We start from the raw sequence: 17317 nt of genomic DNA on the forward strand, positions 1-17317 counted from the left end.
CGTTTACGGCGGCTGAGACGCCCACGAGACCAGGCGTCTCTCCTCGCTGCCCGAGCGCTCACGAGGATCTGCGTCGCTCGTCTGCACGGAGGTGACGATGCTGCCGCTGTCCCCCCGCTGCAGCAGAGGTGCGACTCTTGCGGTCGTCGCGATCATGGACGACCACTGCCTCTGACTCTCGACGGCCGTCTGGTGCACGTGAGCTGGTCGCATGGCGGGAACGAGGTGTGCGCCGCGGCTTCTACGTGGCCCGTCGGTTGCGATATCGAACAGCTCGCGGAGACCGACTTCTCCGCGCGCGACTACGTGCCTGAGGCTGACGCCACCGTGTCCGCCGCCCAGTTCCGTGAAGCGTGGTGTGCTGGTGAAGCGCTCGGGAAGCTTGCCACCGCCCTGTCGCCCGTGGATGCCCTCGACCGCGCGCATCGCGGCGTGCGCGTGTGGTCCGCGGTGTCTGAAAATCTGGATGGGGAACGCACCGCGATGATCGCGCTTCCATCGGGTGCCACACGGATCCATCCTTACGCGGCTCAGCCCTGCGCGGGGTCAGGGATCGAACTTCGGGAGATCGACAGTCTCTACGCCGTCTCGAAGGCAGCGACCGTCAACGACGCCCTCACGGGCTTGTCGCCTGCGGGTCGCTCCGCCAGCTCGTGGATCACTCGTCCGAGCTCACGAGCGAGCTCTTGAACCTTCGGCCACTCCTCGGCAGGAATCGTCACGTGCGCGTCCGTGAAGGCGAAGACCGTGTTCTCGCGGTAGAGGGTCGCTCGTGTGGTGAGTTGATGGGCAAGTGCCTGCATCAGGCCGATGAAGTTCTCGCGATCTGCGTCGGTGAACACCTCCCCGCTGTCGGAACTATGCGTGTATCGCTTGGCGATGCCGCCCCGAATCGGCACTTCATCCACGAGATCAAGCAGGCCACCATCGGCGAGGCGCCGTATGTGATAGCTGACGTTGGCCTGCGTCTCTCCGAGTTCGCGTGCCGCCTCTGCGGCGCTCATCGTGCGTCCGATCAGGAGCGACAGCAGCCGGAGGCGCAGTGGATGCGCCACCAGCCGCAGACCGTTCAAGTCAGCGTTGTCCTGGTTCTTCATCCGTGAACTCCTCCGATATCACGACGGCATCGCCGGCCCATCCTGAGCTCCGCTCCCAAACCACCCACTCTAGAGGGCCGGCTCCGCAGCTGCGCTCGCGATCACCTGTGCGTAGCTGCTGTCGGCTCGCGTCGATGGGCGGTGTACGAGGCGACAGCGAGAGTGATCAGGGCTGCGCCCACGGCCGAGAGGTACGCCGCCGCGGCACCGACGGTCAGGCCGTCTGCCAGTGCCCCGCCCAGAGCAAAAGCAAGGGCGGCCCCGGCGTTGACGGCTGTGTTGATGAGGGCAGAGGCCTCTGTGCGCTCCTCTGCTGGAGCGAGGTCGTCCGCTGCGAGGTAGCCCGCGATCAGCGAAGGTGACACGAACAGGCCCATGACGACGAACGCCGCCAGCTGAGCCCCGAAGTGCGTGATCCACACCATCGCCACGAGCACCGTGAGTGCGCCGACGCCGAGTGCAGCCATTCTGGGCACCGCGGGCCCGTCCCACTGCCGAGCGCCATACATGAGCCCTCCCGCCGCGCTGCCGAGCGCGAAGCAGGCCAGCAGGACGCCGGGGCCGGCGTCTCCGATGGCTGGCCCGTAGGCCGTGGCGAGAAGCTCCGCCGCACCGAGCACCAAGCCGACAGCCGCGAGCACCAGGAGCACCGGCCAGAACCGGAGATGACGTAGGGGGCCGACCCACGTGCGCCAGTCCCCCCCGCGGTCGCGGCGTTGCACCGGCGTCGGCGTCGGGCCCGACACGACGCCGAGCGTACCCAGGAGGCCAGTCGCGGCAGCGGCAAGCACGGCGATGGTCGGGCCGTTGGGCATCAGCATGACCACTCCTACGGACAGGGGCCCGATGATGAAGATGAGCTCCTCGATCACTGCGTCAAGACTGTACGCCCGCCGCCTGTGCTGGTCCGTTGGCGACAACAGCACCCAGATTCCTCGGACGACGGCACCCAGCGGCGGTGTGCACACGCCACTGAAGGCGCCCAGGAGTACGAGGGCCCAGGCTGGAGCCGAGCTGCTCGCGACGAGGACCAGGCCGACCAGGCCCGCCGTGTAGCCCAGAGCCAGGAGCGCGAGCACTCGGCGAGCCCCGAATCGGTCAACGAGCCGAGCGCGCAGCGGAGCGACAACGACGTTGCCGATGCCGAACGCTCCGGCTACGGCACCGGAGACCGCGAATCCTTCGGAGCTGCTCTGGACGAGAAGCAGCAACCCCAGCGACACCATCGCGAACGAGAGCTTGCCCACGATCGTCGGGACGAGCACACGCAGGACATGCGGCAGGCGCAGAACATCCAGGTAGGTGACGTGGGTCCCTGGGTCCATGTGCGGGTTCGCCTCTCGTGGATCGCTCGTCGACGGCTCCGCGCAGTCCGAGGGCCGTCCCATACATACCACCAAACAACTCTTTGGCGGTAGTGGCGCGTGGCTCGCGCCATCGCAGTCTCCTCGTGCTCCGTGCCGGAACCGCTGGGAAGGGGAACGAGCTCGCTCGGCATCCACGAGCTGCCCTCCGACGCCACCGCGACGCTGCTCGACGAGCGGAGCGTCGAGGCGCGCACGACGCGCCTGTCGCGCCTGTCCTGCGCCCGAGACAGAGGCACTCCGTCGTCCGAACCGCACACGCCTCGGACGGCACATCACCCGCGCCGGCTCAGAGCACACGGTCACCCTCGGTCGCGCGACCATCACGGCGCCCACCGTCGGGAGAGGCCGAGGGACGTTCGATCACCGCTCCTCGGACGTGGTACTCCCGGGGGCACCAGCCCGGGAGCAGACGGCGCGAGCCGGACCGGCGCCTGAGGGGACGGGTCAGGTCCGCGGCGCCACCCGCAGGATCTTGTCGTCCGAGCCGTTCGACGTGGTCACGTAGAGCACGCCGCCCGGTCCACGCTGCACGCCGCGCAGCCGTCCGTAGGTCCCGGAGAGCTCGGGTGGGGTGTACTGCCGCACGAGGCGACGGCTGCCGTCGAAGGTCAGCAGGCGCAGGCTCGTGCCCTTGAGGGTCGCCACCGCGAGCGCGCCGTCGAGGCTGCCCCAGCCGGACCCGCTCACGAAGTCGGCACCGCTGGTCGCGACCGTCGACGTTCCCGAGCTCCAGGCAGCGCGGCGCTGCGTCCCCGGGAGCGAGTCGTCGGTCATCGGGGAGTTCGCACCCTCGTTGTAGTCGGGGTCGCCCGACGTGCGGGGGACCGGGTTCCACCCGTAGTTGCCGCCCTTGACGAGCACGTTCACCTCGTCGTCGCGGTAGGAGCCCTGCTCGACCGACCACATCTGCCCGGTCGACGGCTGCCGGACGACGCCCTGGACGTTGCGGTGGCCGTAGGTCCAGACCCGACGCTGCATCGCCGTGCGGGCCGACGCCCACGGGTTGTCGTCGTAGCCCCGCCCCGTCGTCGCCGAGACGCGCAGCACCTTGCCGCCGCCGGACGTCAGCGACTGCGGGATGCCGCCGCGTGCCGCGTCGCCCGTGCCGATGAACAGCGAGTCGGCCTTGCCGCGGTGCAACGCGCAGCCGCCGTGCCGGCCGGTGCTCGACGGCAGGCCGACGACCACGTTGCGCACGAACGTCGCCCGCCCCGCGGAGCGGTCGAGGCGCCACGCGACCACGCGGACGTCCCGCACGTCGCCCGAGCGGTAGCCGTGGCAGGTGTAGAAGACGCCGCTGCGGGCGAAGTCGACCGACGTCTCGATGCCCATGAGGCCCGTCTCGCCGCCCGACCACATGCCGGCAGGACGCGACAGCACCGTCGTCGAGCGTCCCTGGGGGTCGCGCAGGGTGACCGACAGCCGGTCCCGCTGGGTGTAGAGCATGGAGCCGTCCGGCAGGAAGGTGAGCGCCCAGGGGTGCTGCAGGCCGGCCTGCACGACCCGCACGTCGAGCGGTGGCGGCTCGGCGGCCGCCGTGGCGGCCGGAGCTCCTCCCGCGAGGGTGGCGGAGGCGCAGAGCACCCCGCCGAGGACGGCCGTGACCACGCGTCGGGCTCTCATCGCCTCAGTATCCGCCCGTTCACGCGATCTGGCAGCCGTGCGAGTCGTTCATCCGACCGTCGTCCGTTCGACGCGCGCCCGCGGCCGTGCCGTCGTACGCTCACGGCACCCGCACCAGCACCCGTGGAGGGGCCATGTCCCGTTCGGCCGAGGACGCCTGGACCGTCGTCGTGTACGAGGTCAGCGGTGTGCCCGAGCAGCAGGACATCCTCGCGGACTTCCACACCGCCGCGATGAGCGGCGTCGTCGCCCTCGGCACCCAGGGGGACCTCGCGACCTACGTGGTCGTCGAGTGCCGTACCGACGACGACGCGTGGCTCGTCGAGGCCGTCGTGCACCAGATCGACCCGCACGCGCACCGCCGCAGCGAGCACCCGCACCGACCCGTCCTGGGTCCGGCCGTGCCTGCCGACGGCTGACGCGTCCACGGTCCGGCCTGCGCCGCGCCACGCCTAGGATGAGGAACGACCCGTCGCCGGACGGGCCCGACCGACGATCCCGCCCGCAGGAGCTGCCTTGACCAAGCCCGTCGCCTCGTGGCTCACCGACATGGACGGCGTGCTCGTGCACGAGGAGCGCGCCATCCCGGGCGCTGCCGAGTTCATCGCCGCGCTGCGTCGGCACGAGCGCCCGTTCCTCGTGCTCACCAACAACTCGATCTTCACCCCGCGCGACCTCCGCGCGCGGTTGCACGCGGCCGGGCTCGACATCCCGCAGGAGTCGATCTGGACGTCGGCGCTCGCCACCGCGAAGTTCCTCAGCGAGCAGCGCCCGGAGGGCACGGCCTACGTGATCGGCGAGGCGGGGCTGACCACCGCGCTGCACGACGTGGGCTACGTCATGACCACGAGGGACCCGGAGTACGTGGTGCTGGGGGAGACCCGCACCTACTCCTTCGAGGCGATCACCAAGGCGATCCAGCTCGTCGAGAGCGGCGCGCGGTTCATCGCGACCAACCCCGACCCGACGGGACCGTCGCCGTCGGGCAGCCTCCCCGCCACCGGCTCGGTCGCGGCCCTCATCACCAAGGCCACGGGGGTGGAGCCCTACTTCGTCGGAAAGCCCAACCCGCTGATGATGCGCACGGCCCTCAACCGGATCGAGGCGCACTCCGAGACGACCGTGATGATCGGCGACCGGATGGACACCGACGTGCTGTCCGGTCTCGAGGCGGGCCTGCGCTCGATCCTGGTGCTGACCGGCTCGACGGCACCGGGACAGGTCGAGCGCTTCCCGTTCCGGCCGACCCGGGTGGTCGACTCGATCGCCGACGTGGTCCCGCTCGTGACCGAGCTGGCGGAGGGCGAGTCCGAGGGGCTCTGACGGCTCGTCGGGTAGCCTGGTCCGATCACGTCGCCCGATCGGCGGCCGTGAGAACGTCCACGCACGACGGAACATCACCCGACGTCACGGAGCCAGAACGTTGAAGGTCTTTCTCACCGGAGCCAGCGGAGTCATGGGTCGGTCCACCACGACCGCCCTCGTCGCCGCGGGCCACGAGGTCGTCGGACTGGTGCGCTCCGAGCGCGCCGCCCGCGTCGTGGAGGCACACGGTGCGACACCGCACCGTGGCACCGTCTTCGACGTCGAGGCGATGTCGGCGGGCATGCAGGGGTGCGACGCCGTCGTGAACTTCGCCGGCCGCATGCCCGTGGGCCTCGCGATGCTGCGACCCGGCGCCTGGCGCCAGAACGACCGCATCCGCGCGGTCGGGTCGCGCCGCGTGGCCGAGGCCATGCTGGCAGCCGGCGTCCCGCGGCTCGTGCAGCAGAGCCGCTCGTCGATCTACGCCGACGGCGGCGACGCCTGGATCGACGAGCTGGCGCCGGTCGAGATCACCCGCGACACCGACACCGTCGCCGAGGCCGAGCAGCACGCGAGGGCCCTCGGTCGACGTGGTCGCGACGTCGTCGTGCTGCGCTTCGGCCAGATCGTCGGGTCCGACCCCGGCTCGCGCTGGCTGCTGCGCCGGGCCCGGTCCGGCCGGCCCACCGGCTGGGGCGAGCCGTCGTCGTGGGTGCACCTGGTGCACGTCGACGACGTCGGGACGGCCGCCGAGGCTGCGCTGACCGCGCCGGCCGGCGTCTACAACGTGGGTGCGGAGCCGTGCCGTCGCGAGGACCTCGCCGAGCAGCTGGCCATCGCGGGAGGACGCCGTGGCGGTCGCTTCCACCACCGGGTCACGCAGCGACTGGCGGGCGTGCGGCTGGAGACCTTCGGACGTTCCCAGCGGGTGACGTCCCAGCGCTTCGGCGACCGTGCCGGCTGGCACCCGATGTTCCCGAAGCTCACCCCGGACTGGTTCGACGGTGTCCTCTGACGAGGTGACGGTCGACGACGCCGCGCGTCAGGCCGCCGAGCAGGCACGTCGACGCCGGGTGGCCCTGCTCCTGGGCGACCTGCTGCCGGACACCACGCGTGACGAGCGCGGGGAGGACGGGACGTCGGCCGGCTCGCATCGCGACGACGAGCTGCTGCGGGACGTCCCGCCCCACCACGGCGGCTGAGCCCGGACCCCCGGTCTCAGGGGTTCTGGCGCTGCAGCGCGTCGCGGATCTCGCGCAGCAGCGCGATGTCCTCGCTGGGCCCTGCCGGCTCCGGCTCGCTGCCGCGCTGGCGGGCCTCGTTGATCTTCTTCATCGGCACGACCACGAAGAAGTACACGACGGCCGCGGTGATCGCGAACGTGATGGCGGCGTTGATGAAGCCGCCCACGTCGATGAACGTCGAGGGATCACCGCTGCGGATGCGGAACCCCAGACCCTGACCCGCGTCGCTGCTGCCGGTGCTCGCGATCAGCGGGTTGATGAAGGACGCGGTGAACTTCGTGACCAGCGCGGTGAACGCGGTGCCGATGACGACGGCCACGGCGAGGTCGACGATGTTCCCGCGCAGCAGGAAGTCCTTGAATCCCTTGATCATGTGTCCCCCTTGGACGTCGGTGAAGGTCGTCCACGAGCCTAGGGGTTCAGCGCGTCCCCGCGCGGCGTCCCACTCACCGGGCGAGGCGCGGTCAGCCGTCGCCCGACGCCACGACGACGCTCAGCTGCGCCTCGAACCCCACCCGCGCGAGCTCGAGCGCGGTGCGACGGGGCACGGTGAGCCAGAGGGTGGGCGCGTCGGTGTCCCGCGGGTCGGGCACGGCCGCGACGAGCGCACCGGAGGCCACGACCGACGCGCGCGGACCGCCCGCGCCCGTCGCCACCGCGAGCACCTCGACCCGGTCGCCGACCCGCAGGCCCTGTCCGCTCGTCGCGTCGGCGAGACGCACGGCCGTCACCACGCGGCCCCGCGGGAGGCCGTCGCCGGGCCCGGCAGCCAGGAGACGCGCGTCGGTGAAGGGCTCACCGCGGCGCATCGGGCCGCCGACGCGCCGTCCGGACAGGTCGTCGGACGCCACGAGGCGCTGTGGTGCCGCCCCGGTCGGCAGCAGCGCCGTGGTCACGTCCGCGTCCGAGAGGACGCTGCCGCTGGCGAGGTCACGGGCGGCGACGGCGACCTCCACCTGGTCGGGCGGTCGGCGCACCGACGCGAGCGCCAGCAGCACGGCGAGGGCGGTGCACACGGCCGCGAGCAGGCGACGGTGCTCGAGCAGGGCGGAGCGCAGACGGTCCATCCGGCCACGCTAAGCAGCGGGCAGGACCCCGTTCCAGCGTGTCTCCACAGGGGAGCGGGTCAGGCGGCCGACCCGCCCGAGGACGAGGAGCCGCTGCCCGACGTGGACGTGCCCGACGACGCGGGGGAGCTCGACGACGTCGAGGAGCCCGACGTGGAGGACGAGGTCGTGGAGGACGAGCTGGCGGTGTCCGACGACGTCGTCGAGCTGCGGCTGTCGGTGCGGTAGAAGCCCGACCCCTTGAACACGACGCCCACCGCGTTGAACACCTTGCGGAGCCGGCCCTGGCACGCGGGGCACTCGGTCAGCGCATCGTCGGTGAACGACTGGTGCACCTCGAGCGCGTTCCCGCACTCGGTGCACTGGTACTGGTAGGTCGGCACGGTCTTCTCTCCTGGATGTCACCGGTCGGCGGGCGCCGCTCCGGCACGAGGTCTCCGACGTCAAAGGGTACAGTTCCCACCATCGTGACCGACCCTGACTCATCCGGGACCCCGTGATGACCGAGCTCCTCCTGCTGGGACTCTCGTTCCTCCTCATGCTCGCGTGCGGCGTCTTCGTGGCGGCCGAGTTCTCGTTCGTGACCGTCGATCGCGCGACGGTCGAGCGCGACGCCGAGCGGGGCGAGGCGGGCGCGGTCGGCACCCTCAAGGCGCTGCGCAGCCTGTCGACGCAGCTCAGCGGCGCGCAGCTCGGCATCACGATCACCAACCTGGCGATCGGGTTCCTCGCCGAACCGGCCATCGGGCGGCTCGCGCGCGGGCCGCTGGAGGACCTCGGCGTCACCGGAGGGGCGCAGAGCGCCGTCGCGTACGGCCTGGCGCTCTTCCTCAGCACCGTCGTCACGATGCTGGTGGGCGAGCTCATCCCGAAGAACCTGGCGCTCGCCCTGCCCCAGCGGGTGGCCGCCGTCGCGCAGCTGCCGCAGCGGGTGTTCACGCGGGTCATGGCCTGGCCGATCCGCTTCCTCAACGGCACCGCCAACCGCACCCTGCAGCGCATGGGCGTCGAGCCGCAGGAGGAGCTGCGCTCGGCCAGGTCGCCGCTGGAGCTGCGCTCGCTCGTGCTGCGCTCCGCTCGCGAGGGGGCCATCGACGACGAGACGGCCGAGCTGGTGGCGCGCAGCATCGCGTTCGGCGACCGCACCGCCGCCGACGTGCGCACGCCGCGCGTCCGCGTGCACTTCCTCGACGCCCGCGACACCGCCCTCGACGTCATCGAGGCGGCGCGGCAGACCGGCCACTCACGCTTCCCGGTCACGGGCCGCTCGCCCGACGACGTGGTCGGCATCGTGCACGTCAAGCAGGCCGTGGCGGTCGACCCCGACCGTCGTCGCGGCGTCCGGCTGAGCGACCTGGCCGGCCCGGTGACCACCGTCCCCGACAGCCTCGAGCTCGACCCGCTGCTGGCGCTCCTGCGCGCCCAGGGGATGCAGATGGCGGTCGTCGTCGACGAGTTCGGCGGCACCGACGGCATCGTGACCCTCGAGGACCTCGTCGAGGAGATCGTCGGGGAGGTGCTCGACGAGCACGACCGTGTCGCGAGCCGCAGCCGCCACCGTCCCGACGGCACGTGGTCGCTGTCGGGTCTCCTGCGTCCCGACGAGGTCCTCGAGCAGACCGGGGTGGCCCTGCCGGAGAGCGAGGACTACGAGACGATCGCCGGCCTGCTGCACACCGAGCTCGGTCGTCTGGGCGTGCGTGGCGACGTCGTCCACCTGCAGGTCGACCCGACGCCGGACGACGAGGACGACGACCCCGAGCCGCTGCAGGTCTCGCTCACCGTCGAGCGGATGGAGGGGCGGCGGATCGACCGCGTCACCCTGACCGTGCAGCCCCCCGAGACCTCTGCCGACGCCGCTGCCAACATTGGGCCGATCGGGGACGGTGACGGCCGTGGGTGACTGGATCGGCGTCGGGCTGACCTTCGTGCTGCTCGCCCTCAACGCACTGTTCGTGGCGGCGGAGTTCGCGCTCATCTCGGCCCGGCGCACGCAGCTCGAGCCCCTGGCGCAGGCGGGGTCGCGCACGGCGCGGCTCGCGCTCAAGGCCGTCGAGAACGTCACGCTGGCGATGGCGGCGGCCCAGCTCGGCATCACGATCTGCTCGCTCGGCCTCGGCGCGATCAGCGAGCCCGCGCTCGCGCACCTCATGGAGCCGGCGTTCGAGGTCGCCCACGTGCCCGAGGGCCTCGTGCACCCGATCTCGTTCGTGATCGCGCTGTCGGTGGTCGTGTTCCTCCACGTCGTGTTCGGCGAGATGGTGCCGAAGAACCTCGCGCTCGTGCAGCCCGACCGCGCCGCCCTCGTGCTGGGCCCGTTCATGCTGCTCGTCATCGCCGTGCTGCGGCCGCTCGTGGTCATGCTCAACGGCATCGCGAATCTGGCGGTCCGCCTGCTCGGCGTGCAGCCGGTGGAGGAGGTCGCCTCGACCTACTCCCACGACGAGGTCGCGGGCCTCGTCGACGAGTCGCGTCGCGAGGGTCTGCTCGACGACGACGAGTACGGCCTCGTGCAGGGTGCCCTGGAGTTCCACGACGGGCGGGTCGAGCAGGTGCTGCTGCCGCGCGACGGACTCGTGACCGTCGCCCCGGAGGCGACCCCGGCCGACGTCGAGCGGGCGTGCGCGGACACGGGCTTCTCGCGCTTCCCCGTGCTGGACGCCGACGGGGACCTCGCCGGGTACCTGCACATCAAGGACGTCCTCGAGACCGACGACGACGCGCGCCGCGCGCCCATCGCCGACAAGTGGCTGCGTCCGCTCGCGACCGTCGCCGCGGGGTCCGGGCTCCACGAGGCGCTGCGCGTCATGCAGGCGAAGGGCTCGCACATGGCGCGCGTGGCCGACGGAACCGGCGAGGTGCTCGGCGTCATCATGCTGGAGGACGTCCTGGAGGAGCTGGTGGGCGAGATCCGCGACGCGGAGCGGCTCGACGCCTAGGCCGACGCCTCAGGCACGCGGAACACGCCGTTCTCGGTGACGACGACGTCGACCGGCTGGTCGTGCGGCTCGTGCGGCACCTCCGCGAGCAGCTCCTCGGCGTGCACGACGGCGACCAGCAGCGGTCGAGGTCGGCGGGGGAGCAGCGCCAGGGCGCGGTCGTAGTAGCCGGCGCCACGGCCCAGGCGACGTCCCGCGTGGTCGACGGCGAGCGCGGGCAGCACGACGACGTCGACGGTGTCGAGCGCGTCGTCGGCGAGCGTGCTCCCCACGGGCTCCTCGACGCCGAGCCGTGAGCGGGTGGTCGGCGCCGCGGGGTCGTGCAGCGCCCACGCGAGCGAGCCGTCGCTGCGGCTGACCGGCACCAGCACCTCCACGCCGCGCTCGCGCAGACCCGCGAGCAGCGCCTCCGTGCCTGGTTCGCCCGGCATCGAGCGGTACGCGGCCACCCGTCGGGCGCGCACCACCGAGGGGAGGGCCAGGAGGTGGGCGGCGACGGCGTCGTCGACGGCTCGACGCTGCTCGTCGTCGCGGCGGCGACGGGCCTCCAGCAGTGCGGGGCGCACCGCGCGCTTCCGCTCGGCTGCGGCGTCGTTCCGACGCGCGCCCGATCCGTCCATACGTCTAGCCTAGGCGCGTGGACGGACTCGAGCTCGCACGGAGCACCATGGAACGCGCCGGCGTGGCGGCACCCGCGATCGAGGTCTTCAGCGACTTCTACCGCCAGCTCGAGGGTGGGGCCACCGGTCTCGTCCGCGAGGCCGACGTCGACCCGCTCGTCGACGTCGACCGTGCCGCCGACGTCACCTTCGACCTCGACGCGCAGCGCGAGGCGGCCTCGGTCACGGCCGTCATCAAGCTCAACGGAGGGCTCGGCACGTCGATGGGCATGGACCGGGCCAAGAGCCTCCTGCCCGTCCGCTCCGACCTCACGTTCCTCGACATCATCGCCCGCCAGGTGCTCCAGGTCCGGCGCGACCTCGACGTCACGCTGCCGCTGCTGTTCATGCACAGCTTCCGCACGCAGGACGACTCGCTGGCACGGTTGCGCCAGCACGAGGGTCTGCAGGTCGAGGGGCTGCCGCTGGACTTCCTGCAGAACCGCGAGCCGAAGCTGCGGGCCGACGACCTGACCCCGGTGCAGTGGCCCGCCGACCCCGCGCTCGAGTGGTGCCCGCCGGGACACGGCGACCTCTACACCGCCCTGCTGGTCTCGGGCGTGCTCGAGCAGCTCGTGGCCGCGGGCTACCGGTACGCGACCGTCTCCAACGCGGACAACCTCGGCGCGGCGCCCGACCCGTCGATGATGGCGTGGTTCGCCTCGACGGGAGCGCCGTACGCCGCCGAGGTGTGTCGACGCACGCCTGCTGACGTCAAGGGTGGCCACCTCGTCGTCCGACGTGCCGACGGACGCCTCGTGCTCCGCGAGACCGCGCAGACCGCCGACGAGGACGCGGCCCTCGCCGCGGACGCCGACCGGCACCCCTTCTTCCACACGAACAACCTGTGGTTCGACCTGCCCCGGCTGCTCGACACGCTCACCGAGCGCAACGGCGTGCTCGGCCTGCCGCTCATCCGCAACGAGAAGACGGTCGACCCCACCGACAAGACGTCGCCGAAGGTCGTGCAGATCGAGTCGGCCATGGGTGCTGCGGTGGAGGTCTTCGAGGGTGCGACCGCCATCGAGGTCGAGCGCTCCCGGTTCCTGCCCGTCAAGACGACGAACGACCTCCTGCTCCTGCGCTCGGACGTGTTCGGCCTCGGCGACGACAGCCGGCTGCGGGCCACCGTCGACCCGCGGCCGCTCGTCGACCTCGACCGTCGCTTCTACACGACCATCGCCGACTTCGACGCCCGCATCCCGCACGCCCCGTCGCTCGCCGGCGCGTCGTCCCTCACGGTGCGCGGCGACTGGCACTTCGGACGCGACGTGGTCGTCACGGGCGACGCGACCCTGGACGACGACGGCACGGCACGCAGCGTCCCGCAGGGTGCCCGGTTAGGCTGACGCCCATGTCTTCCGACGCAGGGAACGAGGCCGCTCCGCCCTCCGGCGACGCTGCTCCACCCCGGGGACCGCGTCCGCGGGTGCGTCCGGAGAGCGTGCCCGACGGCTTCCTGACCGTCGAGGATCACCTGGAGAAGATCCTGCGCGGCATCGGCCCGCTCGAGCCGTACGACCAGCCGGTCGTGGAGTCGCTCGGCCTGCCGCTGCACGCCGACGTGCACGCCCCGATCTCCCTGCCCCGCTTCGACAACTCCGCCATGGACGGCTACGCCGTCCGCGCGGAGGACCTCGCCCAGGCCACGTCGGCCACGCCCGTGGAGCTGCCGGTCGTGGCCGACATCTACGCCGGGTCGAGCCGGCCGTTCGCCATCTCGCCGGGCACGGCCGTCAAGATCATGACGGGTGCTCCCGTGCCGCGCGGTGCCGACGCCGTCGTGCCGTTCGAGGCGACCGACCGCGGCAACGCGCGGGTGCGATTCACCGAGGCGGTGCGCGAGGGACAGCACGTGCGTCGCGCCGGCGACGACGTCGCCCAGGGCGACCTCGTGCTGGCGGCCGGCACGGTCGTCGGACCACGGGAGGCGGGTCTGCTGGCCTCGCTCGGCCTGGGGCGGGTCGCCGCCCGACCGCGACCGCGCGTGGTCGTGCTGTCCACCGGCAACGAGCTCCGCGAGCCGGGCGCCCACCTCGACTTCGACTCCATCTACGACGGCAACAGCTACATGCTCGCCGCCGCCGTGCGCGCGGCCGGCGCGATCGCCTACCGCGTCGGCGCCATCGGCGACGACCCGCGGACCTTCCGACGCACGCTGTCCGAGCAGCTCGTCCGCGCCGACCTCGTCGTCACCAGCGGCGGCATCAGCGAGGGCGAGAAGGACGTCGTCAAGGAGACGCTCTCGGCGCTCGGCACCGTCGCCTTCCCGAAGGTCGCCATGCAGCCCGGCAAGCCGCAGGGTTTCGGCACGATCTTCGACGAGCAGACCCCGATCATCACGCTGCCCGGCAACCCGGTCTCGGCCTACGTGTCCTTCGAGGTGTTCGTGCTCCCGGCCATCCGCCGGCTCATGGGCCTCACGCCGTACCGCCGGCCCATGGTGCACGCGGTGCTCACCCAGGACATCGCGTCCATCCCCGGACGCCGGCAGTACGTCCGCGGCGTCTTCGAGGTGACCCACCGCGGCGCCAAGGTCACCCCGCTCGGCGGCCACGGGTCGCACCTGCTCGGCTCGCTCGCGCAGGCGAACGCGCTGATCGTCGTGGGCGAGGACGAGACCGCGCTGAACCTGGGCGACACGGTCCGCACACTCGTGCTCGACAGGCCGTTCTGACGTGGCCGGGCCCGATCCGTCCGCAGCGCGGCTGACGCACGTCGACGAGTCCGGCGCGGCCCGCATGGTCGACGTCGGCGACAAGGACGTCAGCCGGCGCGCGGCGACGGCTCGCGGGCGCGTCGAGGTGTCCGCCGAGGTCGTGGCGCTCCTGCGCGGCGAGGGCGTGCCCAAGGGCGACGCCCTCGGCGTCGCGCGGGTCGCGGGCATCATGGGCGCCAAGCGGACGCCCGACCTCGTGCCGCTCTGCCACCCCATCGCCATCAGCGGGGTCGAGGTCGACCTGCAGGTCGTCGACGACGCCGTCGAGATCACCGCCAGCGTCCGCACCACCGACCGCACGGGCGTCGAGATGGAGGCGCTGACGTCGGTCACGGTCGCCGCGCTGACGGTCGTCGACATGGTCAAGGCCGTCGACAAGCGGGCACGCATCACCGACGTCGAGGTCGTCGCGAAGGCGGGCGGCCGCAGCGGGGACTGGGACGTCCGATGAGCTCGCCCACCGGCGGCCGACGCGGCGCCGTCGTCGTCGCGTCGAACCGCGCGGCCGCGGGCGTCTACGAGGACACGACCGGGCCGCTGCTCGTCGCCGCGCTCCGTTCCTGGGGCCTCGAGACCGACGCCGCCGCCGTCGTGCCCGACGGCGACCCGGTCGGCCGCGCCGTCGCGGAGGCCGTGGCGTCGGGCGCGGCCGTCGTGCTGACCACCGGCGGCACCGGCATCAGTCCCACCGACCGCACGCCCGAGGTGACCCGGCCGCTGCTCGACCGCGAACTGCCCGGCCTGGCCGAGGCGCTGCGTGCCGCAGGAGTCGCCCAGGGCGTCCCCACGGCCGTGCTGTCGCGAGGCCTGGCCGGCGTGGCTGGCCGGACCCTCGTCGTCAACCTCCCCGGCTCGCGCGGAGGCGTCAAGGACGGCATCCAGGTGCTCGCCGACGTCGTCCCGCACGCCGTCGACCAGCTGGCCGGCGGCGACCACGCCGGCCCGGACCACCCGGGACCCCAGGCGACGGCATGAGGGGCTGGCCCGTCGAGCTCGCGCACGGCGACGTCGGGGTGCGGCCGCTGCGTCGCTCCGACGCACGCGCGTGGGCACGGCTGCGGCGGGCCGACGTCGCCTGGCTGTCGCCCTGGGAGGCCACGCTGCCCCCGGGCGGGGGTGCGGCGCCGCTCTCCTACCGCGCGATGATCGTGACGCAGCGACGTCGCGCACGCCAGGGGAGGGCGATGCCCTTCGTGGTCACGTGGCGGGGCGAGATGGTCGGCCAGGTCACCGTCAACGGGATCTCCTGGGGGTCCGCGCGCTGGGCGAGCATCGGCTACTGGATCTCGCGGCGTCATGCGGGCCGGGGCATCACGCCGGTCGCCGTCGCGCTCGTGGTCGACCACCTCCTCGACACCGTGGGCCTGCACCGCGTCGAGATCTCCATCCGGCCGGAGAACGAGGCCAGCCTGCGCGTGGTGCAGAAGCTCGGGCTGGAGGAGGTCGGCCTGGCCCGCGGGTACCTGCACATCGACGGCGCGTGGCGCGACCACCGCGTCTTCCAGGTGCTCGCCGACGACCGCCCCGGACGGCTGCTGGAGCGGGTCACCCGCGACGACGGGGCACGTCGCCGCTCGCCGTCGTGAGTCCCGCACGCCACATCCGTCACAAACTTCACGCGACACACGACTGACCTGCGGAGATTCCCCCAACGGGCGACCTACGGTTGATCCGTGGGTGCCAATGGACTGATCGTCGCGTTCGTCGTCGCCGTGTGGGCGGCGTACTTCGTGCCGCTCGTCCTGCGTCGGTACGACGAGGCGAGCTCCTCGGAGTCCCTGGAGTCGCTCAGCCCGTTGAGCCGCGTCATCTCCCGGCGCGGCCACGGCGAGCCGACCGAGGACGCCACCGACGAGGTGCCCCTCTCGGCGCCGGTCGACACTCCCACGACCGCCGCCGAGCCGACCCCGAAGGCCCCCACCGTGACCGAGACCCCGACCGCCCGCCGTGACGCGCCGACCCGCCGCGCCGCGGTCGTCGCCGCCCGTCGCCGCCTTCGCACCCTGCTGACGCTGCTCACCGCGCTCGCGATCGTGGGCGGGCTGGCCGGCTTCTCGGTGGTCTCGCCGGTGTGGGTGGCCGCGCCGGCCGCGCTGGTCGTGGCCTGGCTCGTCGCCTGCCGCGTGCAGGTCAGGGCCGAACGTGGCATCAGCCGCCCGGCGAGGGAGCGTCGTCCGCTCTCCTCCCGGCTGCCGTCCGTCAAGCTCCCAGCGCGCGACACGGCCGCTGAGCGGGCCTCGCGCCGCGCCGTGCCGCGCACGCCCGACGAGGAGCACACGGTCGTCGTCTCGCACCAGTTCGAGGACGTCGAGCCCGACCGCAAGCACGTCATGGAGCGCGCGGAGCTGCCGGCCGACGCCCTCGAGGAGAAGCTGCAGATCGCCGTGCCGTCGGTCAGCACCGCCGGCACCGCCCTCTGGGACCCGCTGCCGGTCACCCTGCCGACCTACGTCACCAAGCCGCGCGTCGGCCGCACCGTCCGCACCATCGACTTCGACGCACCGGGGGCCTGGACCTCCGGTCACGTGGAGGGCGAGGACGTCGAGCTGCCGGGTCGTGGGCGGTCCACGCCGGCAGCCCCCGAGACGTCGCGTCGCGCGTCGGGGGAGTAGCCGTCAGACCCGTCCGGACCCCCTGCGGGGCGCGGTCGTGCGGGTGCTAACCTGATCAGGACCTGGGGCATTGGCGCAGTTGGTAGCGCGCTTCGTTCGCATCGAAGAGGTCAGGAGTTCGAATCTCCTATGCTCCACCCGCACCACGAAGAGCCTCCCGGCACGGCTGGGAGGCTCTTCGTCGTCTCCGGGAGCGGCGGGCGCGCGGATGCGTCGTGTGCCGCCGGCTCTCGGCCCTCCGGACGGCGCGTGCGGTACGCGACCGTGGCGTAGCTCGGACAGGCCTTCCGAGGCGTGCTGCGCATGCCCCGTCCGGAGCGCGACGCCGTCGTTGCAGTCTTTTCCGGTGGTGCACGAACGGGCGTGAGCGGTGAGGAGGGGGGTGGTTTGACGCTCCCAGGAGGGGGTGTGTAATGTTCTTCTTGTTGCACCGCACGGCGGGGCGCAAGGCCAGAAGGCCGGGTGTCCGGTGGGTGTGACCCGCTTGAACCGAAACGATCAATGCCAGGTTCGTCTGGAGACTGATCGCTGACAACGGCGAGCGAGGACTGAAGGACAGCGAGTTCGTCTCGCTCGAACCAGTCAGGTAGGTTTGACCAGCCCCTGGCGGGTGGGCCCTGATGTGGGTCTGTCTGGTGGGTGTGCGTCTGATGTTTGAGAACTCAACAGTGTGCTAAAAGTCGAC

19 protein-coding genes and 1 tRNA gene are annotated in these 17317 nt (G+C 72.2%); 13 read left to right on the forward strand and 7 right to left on the reverse strand.

Annotated elements, in window-relative coordinates; translation table 11 throughout:
- Positions 1-578 precede the first annotated feature (578 nt).
- From AC3WRM_RS16200 to AC3WRM_RS16210, 3 genes are all read right to left on the reverse strand, one after another.
- The gene (locus AC3WRM_RS16200) at positions 579-1097 is read right to left on the reverse strand and encodes a helix-turn-helix domain-containing protein (RefSeq protein WP_492249566.1); all 519 of its coding nucleotides are present in this window, start codon (positions 1095-1097) and stop codon (positions 579-581) included.
- 101 nt (positions 1098-1198) lie between these two features.
- The gene (locus tag AC3WRM_RS16205) at positions 1199-2422 is read right to left on the reverse strand and encodes an MFS transporter (protein WP_492249565.1); all 1224 of its coding nucleotides are present in this window, start codon (positions 2420-2422) and stop codon (positions 1199-1201) included.
- A gap of 486 nt (positions 2423-2908) precedes the next feature.
- Positions 2909-4087: a PQQ-dependent sugar dehydrogenase gene (locus AC3WRM_RS16210; protein ID WP_492249564.1), complete on the reverse strand. Its 1179-nt coding sequence runs from the start codon at positions 4085-4087 to the stop codon at positions 2909-2911.
- A 134-nt stretch (positions 4088-4221) separates the two neighbouring features.
- Between AC3WRM_RS16210 and AC3WRM_RS16215 the strand changes: the two genes are divergently transcribed.
- The 4 genes from AC3WRM_RS16215 to AC3WRM_RS16230 all read left to right on the forward strand — a co-directional run bounded on the left by AC3WRM_RS16215 (position 4222) and on the right by AC3WRM_RS16230 (position 6594).
- On the forward strand, positions 4222-4506 hold the full coding sequence (locus AC3WRM_RS16215) for a gas vesicle protein GvpO (RefSeq protein WP_492249563.1): 285 nt from the start codon (positions 4222-4224) through the stop codon (positions 4504-4506).
- A gap of 130 nt (positions 4507-4636) precedes the next feature.
- A complete protein-coding gene (locus AC3WRM_RS16220) occupies positions 4637-5410 on the forward strand; it encodes an HAD-IIA family hydrolase (protein ID WP_492249605.1) in 774 nt (257 codons plus the stop codon).
- A 100-nt stretch (positions 5411-5510) separates the two neighbouring features.
- Positions 5511-6407: an NAD-dependent epimerase/dehydratase family protein gene (locus AC3WRM_RS16225; RefSeq protein WP_492249562.1), complete on the forward strand. Its 897-nt coding sequence runs from the start codon at positions 5511-5513 to the stop codon at positions 6405-6407.
- A 4-nt stretch (positions 6408-6411) separates the two neighbouring features.
- A complete protein-coding gene (locus tag AC3WRM_RS16230) occupies positions 6412-6594 on the forward strand; it encodes a hypothetical protein (RefSeq protein WP_492249561.1) in 183 nt (60 codons plus the stop codon).
- Positions 6595-6610: 16 nt separating this feature from the next.
- Here AC3WRM_RS16230 and mscL read toward each other — a convergent pair whose 3' ends face one another.
- The 3 genes from mscL to AC3WRM_RS16245 all read right to left on the reverse strand — a co-directional run bounded on the left by mscL (position 6611) and on the right by AC3WRM_RS16245 (position 8086).
- Entirely contained in the window at positions 6611-7009 is a 399-nt protein-coding gene (gene mscL, locus AC3WRM_RS16235; protein WP_492249560.1) for a large conductance mechanosensitive channel protein MscL, read from the reverse strand.
- A gap of 91 nt (positions 7010-7100) precedes the next feature.
- Positions 7101-7703: an SAF domain-containing protein gene (locus AC3WRM_RS16240; protein WP_492249559.1), complete on the reverse strand. Its 603-nt coding sequence runs from the start codon at positions 7701-7703 to the stop codon at positions 7101-7103.
- Between the two features lie 59 nt (positions 7704-7762).
- Entirely contained in the window at positions 7763-8086 is a 324-nt protein-coding gene (locus AC3WRM_RS16245) for an FmdB family zinc ribbon protein (protein WP_492249558.1), read from the reverse strand.
- Positions 8087-8202: 116 nt separating this feature from the next.
- On the opposite strand from AC3WRM_RS16245, the gene AC3WRM_RS16250 reads away from it, so the two are divergent.
- Entirely contained in the window at positions 8203-9606 is a 1404-nt protein-coding gene (locus tag AC3WRM_RS16250) for a hemolysin family protein (protein WP_492249557.1), read from the forward strand.
- Positions 9599-10642: a hemolysin family protein gene (locus tag AC3WRM_RS16255; protein ID WP_492249556.1), complete on the forward strand. Its 1044-nt coding sequence runs from the start codon at positions 9599-9601 to the stop codon at positions 10640-10642. The genes AC3WRM_RS16250 and AC3WRM_RS16255 overlap by 8 nt, the downstream gene beginning before the upstream one ends.
- On the opposite strand, the gene AC3WRM_RS16260 is transcribed toward AC3WRM_RS16255, so the two are convergent.
- Positions 10639-11262: a 5-formyltetrahydrofolate cyclo-ligase gene (locus AC3WRM_RS16260; RefSeq protein WP_492249555.1), complete on the reverse strand. Its 624-nt coding sequence runs from the start codon at positions 11260-11262 to the stop codon at positions 10639-10641. The two genes, AC3WRM_RS16255 and AC3WRM_RS16260, sit on opposite strands and share 4 nt — an antisense overlap.
- A gap of 47 nt (positions 11263-11309) precedes the next feature.
- On the opposite strand from AC3WRM_RS16260, the gene AC3WRM_RS16265 reads away from it, so the two are divergent.
- The 7 genes from AC3WRM_RS16265 to AC3WRM_RS16295 all read left to right on the forward strand — a co-directional run bounded on the left by AC3WRM_RS16265 (position 11310) and on the right by AC3WRM_RS16295 (position 16769).
- On the forward strand, positions 11310-12650 hold the full coding sequence (locus AC3WRM_RS16265) for a UTP--glucose-1-phosphate uridylyltransferase (RefSeq protein ID WP_492249604.1): 1341 nt from the start codon (positions 11310-11312) through the stop codon (positions 12648-12650).
- A 5-nt stretch (positions 12651-12655) separates the two neighbouring features.
- Positions 12656-13978 carry a molybdotransferase-like divisome protein Glp gene (gene glp, locus AC3WRM_RS16270; RefSeq protein WP_492249554.1) on the forward strand — a complete coding sequence of 441 codons (1323 nt, stop codon included), beginning with the start codon at positions 12656-12658 and terminating at the stop codon, positions 13976-13978.
- A gap of 64 nt (positions 13979-14042) precedes the next feature.
- The gene (gene moaC, locus AC3WRM_RS16275) at positions 14043-14471 is read left to right on the forward strand and encodes a cyclic pyranopterin monophosphate synthase MoaC (protein WP_492249603.1); all 429 of its coding nucleotides are present in this window, start codon (positions 14043-14045) and stop codon (positions 14469-14471) included.
- The gene (locus AC3WRM_RS16280) at positions 14468-14995 is read left to right on the forward strand and encodes a MogA/MoaB family molybdenum cofactor biosynthesis protein (RefSeq protein WP_492249553.1); all 528 of its coding nucleotides are present in this window, start codon (positions 14468-14470) and stop codon (positions 14993-14995) included. The genes moaC and AC3WRM_RS16280 overlap by 4 nt, the downstream gene beginning before the upstream one ends.
- Positions 14992-15606: a GNAT family N-acetyltransferase gene (locus AC3WRM_RS16285; protein ID WP_492249552.1), complete on the forward strand. Its 615-nt coding sequence runs from the start codon at positions 14992-14994 to the stop codon at positions 15604-15606. Before AC3WRM_RS16280 ends, AC3WRM_RS16285 begins: the two co-directional genes overlap by 4 nt.
- Positions 15607-15693: 87 nt before the next feature.
- On the forward strand, positions 15694-16632 hold the full coding sequence (gene sepX, locus AC3WRM_RS16290) for a divisome protein SepX/GlpR (protein WP_492249551.1): 939 nt from the start codon (positions 15694-15696) through the stop codon (positions 16630-16632).
- A 64-nt stretch (positions 16633-16696) separates the two neighbouring features.
- Positions 16697-16769: transfer RNA gene (locus tag AC3WRM_RS16295), tRNA-Ala, on the forward strand.
- The last annotated feature ends 548 nt before the right edge of the window (positions 16770-17317 follow it).

Source organism: Aeromicrobium sp. EU05-FHT14F07 (genome assembly GCF_058790455.1).

What these genes read in the sequence shown, in the direction of transcription:
- AC3WRM_RS16265 (WP_492249604.1), top strand. Translation starts at nt 11,310, where the DNA reads ATGGAACGCGCCGGCGTGGCGGCACCCGCGATCGAGGTCTTCAGCGAC.
- AC3WRM_RS16280 (WP_492249553.1), top strand. Translation starts at nt 14,468, where the DNA reads ATGAGCTCGCCCACCGGCGGCCGACGCGGCGCCGTCGTCGTCGCGTCG.
- AC3WRM_RS16240 (WP_492249559.1), bottom strand. Translation starts at nt 7,703, where the DNA reads ATGGACCGTCTGCGCTCCGCCCTGCTCGAGCACCGTCGCCTGCTCGCG.
- AC3WRM_RS16220 (WP_492249605.1), top strand. Translation starts at nt 4,637, where the DNA reads ATGGACGGCGTGCTCGTGCACGAGGAGCGCGCCATCCCGGGCGCTGCC.
- glp (WP_492249554.1), top strand. Translation starts at nt 12,656, where the DNA reads ATGTCTTCCGACGCAGGGAACGAGGCCGCTCCGCCCTCCGGCGACGCT.
- AC3WRM_RS16260 (WP_492249555.1), bottom strand. Translation starts at nt 11,262, where the DNA reads ATGGACGGATCGGGCGCGCGTCGGAACGACGCCGCAGCCGAGCGGAAG.
- AC3WRM_RS16210 (WP_492249564.1), bottom strand. Translation starts at nt 4,087, where the DNA reads ATGAGAGCCCGACGCGTGGTCACGGCCGTCCTCGGCGGGGTGCTCTGC.
- moaC (WP_492249603.1), top strand. Translation starts at nt 14,043, where the DNA reads ATGGTCGACGTCGGCGACAAGGACGTCAGCCGGCGCGCGGCGACGGCT.
- AC3WRM_RS16200 (WP_492249566.1), bottom strand. Translation starts at nt 1,097, where the DNA reads ATGAAGAACCAGGACAACGCTGACTTGAACGGTCTGCGGCTGGTGGCG.
- AC3WRM_RS16205 (WP_492249565.1), bottom strand. Translation starts at nt 2,422, where the DNA reads ATGGACCCAGGGACCCACGTCACCTACCTGGATGTTCTGCGCCTGCCG.
- AC3WRM_RS16285 (WP_492249552.1), top strand. Translation starts at nt 14,992, where the DNA reads ATGAGGGGCTGGCCCGTCGAGCTCGCGCACGGCGACGTCGGGGTGCGG.
- AC3WRM_RS16250 (WP_492249557.1), top strand. Translation starts at nt 8,203, where the DNA reads ATGACCGAGCTCCTCCTGCTGGGACTCTCGTTCCTCCTCATGCTCGCG.
- mscL (WP_492249560.1), bottom strand. Translation starts at nt 7,009, where the DNA reads ATGATCAAGGGATTCAAGGACTTCCTGCTGCGCGGGAACATCGTCGAC.
- AC3WRM_RS16215 (WP_492249563.1), top strand. Translation starts at nt 4,222, where the DNA reads ATGTCCCGTTCGGCCGAGGACGCCTGGACCGTCGTCGTGTACGAGGTC.